A 4,885-nucleotide genomic window follows, 5' to 3' on the forward strand; every position below is an offset into this window, starting at 1 on the left:
CAACAAAATTTCACAAAAAAATATAAATACCACTTGTGTTTTTGAATAATATGCATATAATATCACATTTACGATTTTATCCCGTAAAATCAAGGGAAAACAGGTGTTAAACAGGTATAAATACACCAAATTTACACCACAGAATATAGCATTACATCTATAACAATACAAGAACATTTAAACATCTGAATAAGTCCATGTACTTTTATAACAATAGGTACGTGGGCTTATTTTAGTGCTTAAAAATATTATCAAAGAAATGGTGATTTCATAGAACAAAAGCAAGGAGGAAAAGACGATGAACAAAACAATATATGAAGCAGAATTTACCAAAATGGTACATGATAAAATGAGAGAAGCTAATAGATTCAAAGAATATGAGAGAATACCAAAAAATAGGATAGGTGGAGACTACTGGAATACATACTGGACAATCCGTTATATGCTTCGCACTATAGAGGATATTTTGGCTAAGGGAGATAAACTGGTATTATTAGGATTTTTCACTGTAGAACCTAAATTTTATAAAGAAAAAAAACATGTTCTGGAATGGAAAGAACAGGCAAAAATGTGTATGAGATTCCAGAAAGATATAAGGCAAAGTTTAAATCTGGTACTGTGTTAAATCGTGCTTGCGAAGCGTATGGAGATTATCTCAAAGAAGAAGCAAATAATAAAGATGACGAATACGAAGAAGGAGAAGAAGAGTAATGAGATGTAAAGATTGTGAATATGTAAAATGCTATGCTGTCAATAAGAAAATGTATTATTGTGATAATAGAAATAGAGTAAATTTGATGGGTAAACTGGGCGAGGATAATTTACCTGAGACAAGTCCAGAGTGGTGTCCAATGGCTGACAGGACAATTGATGAAAATAATATGGCTGAGAAAGGATTAGAGAAGTAATGGAATTAAATAATACAGAAATGAAGATGAAGCACCGATTGATAAGCTTCTGGAATCGTTGGGAGTCACAGCGGAACAATGGGAAGAACCTGATGTGATGGGATTTTAAGGGTAGGTTCAAATTTCTGTCGGTTTAGAAACGCATCAGACAACGGAAAAATGCGATAAATTCATTGTTTAAAAACCGAAGTCAGTTGTTTAGAAACAGGAACGGAAGTAATATTTAGTTTACTTCTATAGACAGGACGGAGGGCTTTTTCATAAGACTTCCGTTATCCTGCTTATAATAACGGAAGGGAACTAATACAGTCATCCGTATAACCATAACCATCCCTCACAGAATCAATTCTATGCTGAAAATCCTTATATATAACCTTAAATTTCCAACGAAAACCATCTACCCTAACAACTTTACCCTTAAAGCATTATCGTTGAAATTTGATGGTTAGTTCATTAATATATTGTGTAGAAACGAGTATAAGATGTCTGCTGCCGATGCAGATATTTATATAAGGATGGAAAAGATATAATTCTTGAAATAATGCATAGTATTGACAATGCATTGCATAAGCTATATAATGATAATATAAATAGATTAGAAAGCAGGTGGATTTATGGCAAATGTATCAATTAGAATGGATGATAATTTAAAGAAACAAGCAGAAGATCTTTTCAATGATTTAGGTATGAATCTGACAACTGCATTCACAATTTTTGTAAAACAGGCAATCAGAGAACAGGGAATACCGTTTGAGATTACCAGAGAAATACCAAACAGTGAAACAATATCAGCAATTAATGAAGTGCAGCAGATGAAACAGAATCCTTCTCTTGGAAAAGCATATACAGATGTGGACAAGATGATGGAGGAATTATTAGCATGAAATATACGGTTAAGCCGACCAGTAAGTTTCAAAAAGACTTAAAACGTATTCAGAAACGTGGATACGATATGAGGTTAATGACTGATATCATCAAAAAATTGGCAAATGGTGAAATATTACCGCCGAAGAATCGAGATCATAATCTTTCAGGAAATTATAGTAATTGCAGAGAATGTCATATTGCTCCTGATTGGTTGTTGATTTATGAAGTCTATGAAGATGAACTATTCCTATATTTGACAAGAACTGGAAGTCATAGTGATTTGTTTTGATTAAAATAATAGGACTATAACAATATGAACGAATATTTTCCAACAGTAGTACAGGTGATACCATTGGATAATTTTCATGTACAGGTATTCTTTGATGACGGTAAGATTGTAGACTATGATGCTACAGAAGATTTGAAAACAGAAATATTTAAGCCATTAAGAGATATTGATGCATTTAAGGAAGCTTGTACCGTTATGAATGGTACTCTTGCATGGGATCTTTCTGGCAACAGAGATGAATCCAGTTGTATTGACATTGATCCATTTACTGTATATGAGTTAGAATCCATTAATAATCTGATTGCTTGAATAATGTGATCACAATTTAATATGAGCAGTATGAAAGTCCTCGGGAGTTAATCCTGGGGGCTTTTCAAAATTAAGATTTAATAATCAGAAGAATTGCTATATTTTTCTAGCAATAATGAGAATTCTTTAAAAAATTTGCGCCTATTATAATTGGGTAAATCGTATAATGGCGCTGATAATATAGCCATCATTAGTCCAGAATCTTCTACTAATTTATGTAGCATTTTATCGATTACTTCACAAGAATATGCTGATTTTCTTGTAAAACATGCCAATGAACTTGATCCATATCTGATACTGATAAAGCCTTCTGAAATCAGAGGTGACGAAGAGTATGTTTGCAAAGTCCTCAGAATGATTGTGAATCAGTCAATTAAACTTGATAAAGAGATTGAGATTCCATCACGTAAATATGTAGTGGAACTTTAAGACACACAGAGAAATATATATCAATATCAGTGGATGGAGTTGCATCTGTCCACTGAGAGAAAGGAGAGCTATGTATTATGAATGATAATAAAATGATTACTCAGTCAAGAATTATTGAAGAGTATGGATGGACGAAAAGTTTAATCAGTAAATTTCTTCCAGATCCAGTATTGAAAGCGAATCCTCATTATAGAAAGGCTGCTCCTATGAGATTGTGGGATGAAGATACCGTTAAGCAGGTAATGACAACATCAGAATTTCAAGATGCTATGGAGAAAGCTAATAAGCGTAAGAAATCAGCAAGTAAAGCAGTCGAAACTAAGTATAGCAATATGAATCATAGTGTTCAGTTGTTTATAGATTCAATTACTATAAAAGTTTTATCGGATGAAGAATTAAAGACTAAGGCACTAAAAGCAAAACAAGAGTGGTATCAATGTCATCCATGTTCTTTAAATGGTGATTGGATTGATGAGCCATATATGAAAAATGCTTATACAGCCAATGAAGAAACTATCAATCGTTGGATTGTAAACTATATCAGACATAATTTGGTAAGTTATGATAATTTTCTTGGCAGTATTGATGGAAAAGTAGGATCAGTAGAAGCTTATCCAGAAGTTAAAATTGCGGTACTTGAAAAAATTGCTAATACATATCCGAAATATAAGGATGAATGTGAGAGACAGATATTTTTTGTTGATTTCAATGCGGATAGATAAAAGGAGAATCAATTCATATGAATGAAAAATTTCGGACAATTGGATTAGATACGGAAGATAAAATTACAGAGTTCATTGATTATATTGATGATTTGGAAGATACCGAAGAAATTAAAAGTGATGTTTATGGATTCTTTGAGGAAGAGTCATCGTACAATGAGAATCATATACCTGCTTATGTTGTAATGACAAAATATAAAGGCAAATATATCGTTTGGGTTGAAGATCAATGCTGCGATTTTGCTATAAGTTATCCACCATATAATTTGTGCGATATATTTTCAACCTATGATGAAGCTAACGAATATTATAAGTCATTGGCACATTCTGGAATTAAGCCTTTAAGTGAACAAGTAGAAGAGTGTAAGAGCCAACTCATAGATGAAGTTGATCTTAGAGTGTCAACAATGGTGCCGAATGTTCTTAATATTAAGGTGTGGTATAAAAACTGTTTAATCATTGAACATCTGACACAGTTTGATGTTCAGTATATCAACAATGGTGCAGCAGGATAATTTTCTTACATACATTAAAAATAGCAAGTATGCATATTATTATCCATTGTTTGTATTTATGCTTGAAACTGCTCTGAGAGTTGGAGAGGTTTGTGGTTTGACATGGGATGATGTAGATTTAGAACATGGCTTTGTAAATATCACTCACCAGTTACAATACAACAATGTAGGAAAAGATGCTTGTCAATATCAAATACTTACTCCTAAATCTAAATCTGGTGTTCGTAATGTTCCATTATCAAATGCCGCAAGGGATGCTCTTATGGAACAGATGAAAAATCAGATTGAGATGGATAAGAAAACAGAGATCGAAATAGATGGATATAAGGATTTTGTATTTTCTAACAGGCAAAATAAACCATTTATCACACAAACTATTGGACGTATTCTGAATCGTATTGTAGATGATTATAATTCTGATATCAAAAAGTTTGGTGGAACAATAGAGCCATTACCACATATACATCCACATCTCCTGAGACATACATCATGCTCTCGTATGGCAGAAGCCGGAGTTGATCCAAGAACATTGCAGGATATCATGGGTCATGCTTCTATGAAAATGACGATGGAATTGTATAATCATGTTACAAATGAACGCTTGACAAACGAAATTCAGAAGCTAAATAATAGACGTATTTCGTAATGTAATAAGCTTACACCATTTTTAGATAAAAAATAGCTAGCTTACACCAAAATTAACAGTTCTGTAACAATAAGCTTACACCAATTTGATTCTGAAACGGTCAAAAAGAGCTTTATTACACCAATTTTACACCAAACACATACCAAGCCTGCAAATAAAAAGTCAATAGCAAATTGATGATTTCAGGCAAAAATTTTTGC

General features: G+C 32.7%; 8 protein-coding genes. All 8 read left to right on the forward strand.

Annotated features, from left to right (window positions below):
* Window positions 1–298 precede the first annotated feature (298 nt).
* Window positions 299–625 (forward strand): hypothetical protein, encoded by a 327-nt coding sequence (locus tag LI074_RS16655; protein WP_008703166.1) that lies wholly within the window; start codon window positions 299–301, stop codon window positions 623–625.
* Between the two features lie 85 nt (window positions 626–710).
* A complete protein-coding gene (locus LI074_RS16660; protein WP_008703164.1) occupies window positions 711–908 on the forward strand; it encodes a hypothetical protein in 198 nt (65 codons plus the stop codon).
* Window positions 909–1,522: 614 nt separating this feature from the next.
* Window positions 1,523–1,792, forward strand: coding sequence for a type II toxin-antitoxin system RelB/DinJ family antitoxin (locus LI074_RS16665; RefSeq protein WP_008703163.1), 270 nt, complete (start codon window positions 1,523–1,525; stop codon window positions 1,790–1,792).
* Window positions 1,780–2,064, forward strand: a complete 285-nt coding sequence (locus tag LI074_RS16670) for a type II toxin-antitoxin system YafQ family toxin (protein WP_428845675.1) — start codon at window positions 1,780–1,782, stop codon at window positions 2,062–2,064. The genes LI074_RS16665 and LI074_RS16670 overlap by 13 nt, the downstream gene beginning before the upstream one ends.
* A gap of 24 nt (window positions 2,065–2,088) precedes the next feature.
* On the forward strand, window positions 2,089–2,373 hold the full coding sequence (locus LI074_RS16675) for a DUF2442 domain-containing protein (RefSeq protein WP_008703159.1): 285 nt from the start codon (window positions 2,089–2,091) through the stop codon (window positions 2,371–2,373).
* A gap of 506 nt (window positions 2,374–2,879) precedes the next feature.
* Entirely contained in the window at window positions 2,880–3,524 is a 645-nt protein-coding gene (locus tag LI074_RS16680) for a hypothetical protein (RefSeq protein ID WP_008703158.1), read from the forward strand.
* A gap of 17 nt (window positions 3,525–3,541) precedes the next feature.
* Window positions 3,542–4,039 (forward strand): hypothetical protein, encoded by a 498-nt coding sequence (locus tag LI074_RS16685; RefSeq protein ID WP_022379980.1) that lies wholly within the window; start codon window positions 3,542–3,544, stop codon window positions 4,037–4,039.
* Complete coding sequence (locus LI074_RS16690; RefSeq protein ID WP_055052779.1) at window positions 4,023–4,685, forward strand: site-specific integrase; 663 nt, start codon at window positions 4,023–4,025, stop codon at window positions 4,683–4,685. The genes LI074_RS16685 and LI074_RS16690 overlap by 17 nt, the downstream gene beginning before the upstream one ends.
* Window positions 4,686–4,885 lie beyond the last annotated feature (200 nt).

Source organism: Blautia sp. MSK18_10 (genome assembly GCF_020553185.1).
Taxonomy (GTDB): Bacteria; Bacillota; Clostridia; order Lachnospirales; family Lachnospiraceae; genus Blautia_A; species Blautia_A wexlerae.